The organism is Deltaproteobacteria bacterium, from assembly GCA_009929795.1.
Taxonomy (GTDB): domain Bacteria; phylum Desulfobacterota; class Desulfovibrionia; order Desulfovibrionales; family Desulfomicrobiaceae; genus RZZR01.
Genome location: RZZR01000231.1, coordinates 1 through 3057 on the forward strand (window position 1 = coordinate 1; position 3057 = coordinate 3057).

Below are 3057 nucleotides of genomic sequence, written 5' to 3' on the forward strand. Positions count from 1 at the left end.
CAGGGCTGAGATCGCCTGCGAAACCGAAACCAAAACCGCGCCAAAGGCATAGAAAAGGAGCCGCCGATGTCCTATCCAACCCAGGTGCCTTCCGGGCAGAATGTCCCGGTGGAGAACGCCTATACTTACGATTACAGGTACGATCCCCGGTATGTGTACCAGCAGCAAACCAATCCCCCCTATGAAGCTCAGCCCACCCATGTCCGCTCCTGGTTCGATTTCAGCAACCCCGGCTACGCCAAGGGCTTTGTCGTCGGCGCGGCCGTGGCTCTCGTTTTGGCCAACCCCACGGTCCAGAAGGCCATCGTCTCCGGGGCGGTGAGACTGTGGACCGGTGTCCAGAGCGGAGTGGAAGAGGTCAAGGAACGTATCCAGGACTACAAGGCGGAAATGAGCGCAAAAGAATAACCAACCCCCAGCGGTCCGGGCATGGCCTCGAATGGCCGGCCCGGACCGGCAATCAATTCCGATCCGGCGTGCAGGAGTACCCTCAGATGAGATCGAACAACAAGTCCTCGATCGAAAAAAAAAATGCCGACCTGTCCGAAGCGGCCAGGGACAGACATCTGGCCAAGCTGGGCATGTCCGTCAGCATGGGCGTATTGATCTTTACCGGATTCCACCGCACCAGGGAAACAAGGCCGTGGCATGTCCTGGCCGGGGCGTCCCTGGTCGGATTCAGCATCTGGCACCACATGCTCTATAAGCCCCGGTCAGGTGCCTCCTCATGACCCGGGGACCACGGGAGGAAAGGCTGCGCGTCGTCCACCGAACCCCCACCAGAGTTCGGCTGCATGGCGGAATGCTCATGGACCCCGCCCTGGATGTGGATTACGTCTGCGCCTACCTTGAGAACATGCCGGGCGTGCATTCGGCCCGGATGAACGTGCGGGCCGGAAGCGTGGCCATTCGCCACGATGGCGTGACCAATACCGACAGCGCCCTTGTCCTGGCCCTCTCCATCCTGCCCAAGGAGGCCTTTCGATCCGATCCCGGACAGACGCATCCGCCGGACCTGATCGGTGTTGCGGCCCAAGCCGGAGTGGCCGCGGCAACACCGTTTCTACCCAGGCCTGTGCAGGCGGCCTTGAGCTGGTTTCTGGCCGCTCCGACCCTGGCCAAAGGAGCCGAAACCATTCTGACCCGTGGGCTGAAGATCGAGGTCCTGGACGCATCGGTCAAGCTGCTGTCCCTGCTCCGGGGCGATTACTTCACGACCAACGTCGTAGGGGCCCTGCTCGCCTTGAGCGAATATGTGGAACATTCGGCCGAGCGTCGGTCCAACGACCTCTTGAAAAATCTCATGAGGCCCCAGGTGGAGACGGTCAAGGTCGACCGAGGAGGCATCGAGTCCACTCTACCCTTTGACGAGGTCCGCCTCGGCGATGTCGTGATCTGCGGTACGGGCGACCTCGTTCCCGTCGACGGGGTGGTCCTCTCGGGAAAGGCGACCCTGAACACCAGCTCCATCACCGGGGAGTCGGCCCCGGTTGCCTGCGAGGAAGGGGCCGGGGTCGTATCCGGATCCATCGTCGAGGAAGGGAAGCTGTACATCGAAGCCACCCAGGTCGGCTCGGAGACGTCCATGGCCAGGATATCCAGCATGCTCGAGAAATCCCTGCGCTCCAAGTCACCGTCCCAGAAACGCAGTGAAGAACTGGCCGACAGGCTGGTCCCCCTGACCTTTGGCGCCGGAGCGGGCCTCTACGCCTTGACCGGTGACATGAGGCGGGCGGCTTCGGTACTGACCGTGGACTATTCCTGCGCCGTCAAACTCTCCTACCCAGTGGCCGTGCGCTCGGCAATGTACTCGGCCGCCAAGGAGGGCGTGCTCATCAAGGGCGCTCAAAGCCTGGACGCCCTCTCCCGGGTCGACACCTTCGTCTTCGACAAGACCGGAACCCTCACGCGGGGATCTCTTCGGGTGACCGACCTGGTCGCCTTGCCCGGGTATGTCGAGACCGATCTCCTGTCCTGGGCGGCCGGAGCCGAACAGCATTACGGGCATCCCGTGGCCCGGGCTGTGACGGCCAAGGCCAGGGAAGTCGGCCTGAAACTCCCGGACATGTCCAACGTGGACTTCATCGTGGCCCATGGCGTTTCGGCCTACGTCGACGGTATCCGCGTCCTGGTCGGCAGTCGGCACTTCATCCACGACGACGAGGGGATCGACTGCAGACCGGCCGACAACCTCTCCTCCGAGCTTCTCGACCAGGGAAAATCGCTGCTCTTCGTCGCCCGGGGTTCGGAGCTGGTCGGCCTCATCGGTATGCGCGACGATCTTCGCCCCGAAGCAGGCGAGAGCCTCCGCCTCCTCAGACAATTCGGCGTGTCCCGGCTGGTGGTCCTTTCCGGCGACCACGTCCGGACGGCCCAGGCCGTTTGCGCTCATATTCCGGAATTGGACGAAGTCCACGCCGAGCTCAAGCCCGAGGACAAGGCGGCCGTTGTTGAACGCCTGAAATCCGAGGGCCGACGGATCGCCTTTGTGGGCGACGGTGTCAACGACGCTCCGGCCATGCTGGCCGCCGATGTCGGGGTCTGTATGCCCAAGGGGGCCGACCTGGCCAGGGAGTCGGCCCAGGTCGTTCTCATGGGGGAAGACATCCGTGCGCTTCCCCTGGCCCTGTCCATAGCCAAACGGACGGACACCACATTGCGGCGCTGCGTCCTGTCCGCCATCGGGATAAATTCCGGAATCATGGCCCTGGCGGCAGCCGGATACATCCCGGCCGTCCTGTCGGCTGCGGCGCACAATTCTACGACCGTAGGCATCCTCGCCTACTCCGGCCTGAGAGGCGTCAACGGCCCGAGCCTCCAGACCCTTCAATCCAGGAGCCTGTCATGCTGACAACCGTCGACAAGAGTCCCTGCGAAATCCCCATGCTCATCGCAGCCGTCGAGGACGCTCTCCTCTCCGACCGCCTCCAGCGCCTCGGCGTGGGTATCGGGGACGAGATCAAGCGGCTCGAGGAAGATGCCATGATCAGCCCTGTCCGGGTCCGCGGCCCCAAGGGAGAAGTTCTCCTGGCCGCGGGAATGGCCTCGAAGATCATC

General features: G+C 63.3%; 4 protein-coding genes. All 4 read left to right on the forward strand.

Features of this window, described 5'->3' with window-relative positions:
* Positions 1-66 precede the first annotated feature (66 nt).
* Complete coding sequence (locus tag EOM25_13540) at positions 67-408, forward strand: YtxH domain-containing protein (protein NCC26196.1); 342 nt, start codon at positions 67-69, stop codon at positions 406-408.
* Between the two features lie 86 nt (positions 409-494).
* A complete protein-coding gene (locus EOM25_13545; GenBank protein ID NCC26197.1) occupies positions 495-731 on the forward strand; it encodes a hypothetical protein in 237 nt (78 codons plus the stop codon).
* The gene (locus EOM25_13550) at positions 728-2851 is read left to right on the forward strand and encodes a heavy metal translocating P-type ATPase (GenBank protein ID NCC26198.1); all 2124 of its coding nucleotides are present in this window, start codon (positions 728-730) and stop codon (positions 2849-2851) included. The genes EOM25_13545 and EOM25_13550 overlap by 4 nt, the downstream gene beginning before the upstream one ends.
* The coding region (locus tag EOM25_13555) for a ferrous iron transport protein A (protein NCC26199.1) at positions 2845-3057 on the forward strand (213 nt) is incomplete at its 3' end. The genes EOM25_13550 and EOM25_13555, both read left to right, overlap by 7 nt.

Excerpts from the sequence above, each read along its gene's own strand:
- EOM25_13550 (NCC26198.1), top strand. The coding sequence starts at position 728 with ATGACCCGGGGACCACGGGAGGAAAGGCTGCGCGTCGTCCACCGAACC.
- EOM25_13540 (NCC26196.1), top strand. The coding sequence starts at position 67 with ATGTCCTATCCAACCCAGGTGCCTTCCGGGCAGAATGTCCCGGTGGAG.
- EOM25_13545 (NCC26197.1), top strand. The coding sequence starts at position 495 with ATGAGATCGAACAACAAGTCCTCGATCGAAAAAAAAAATGCCGACCTG.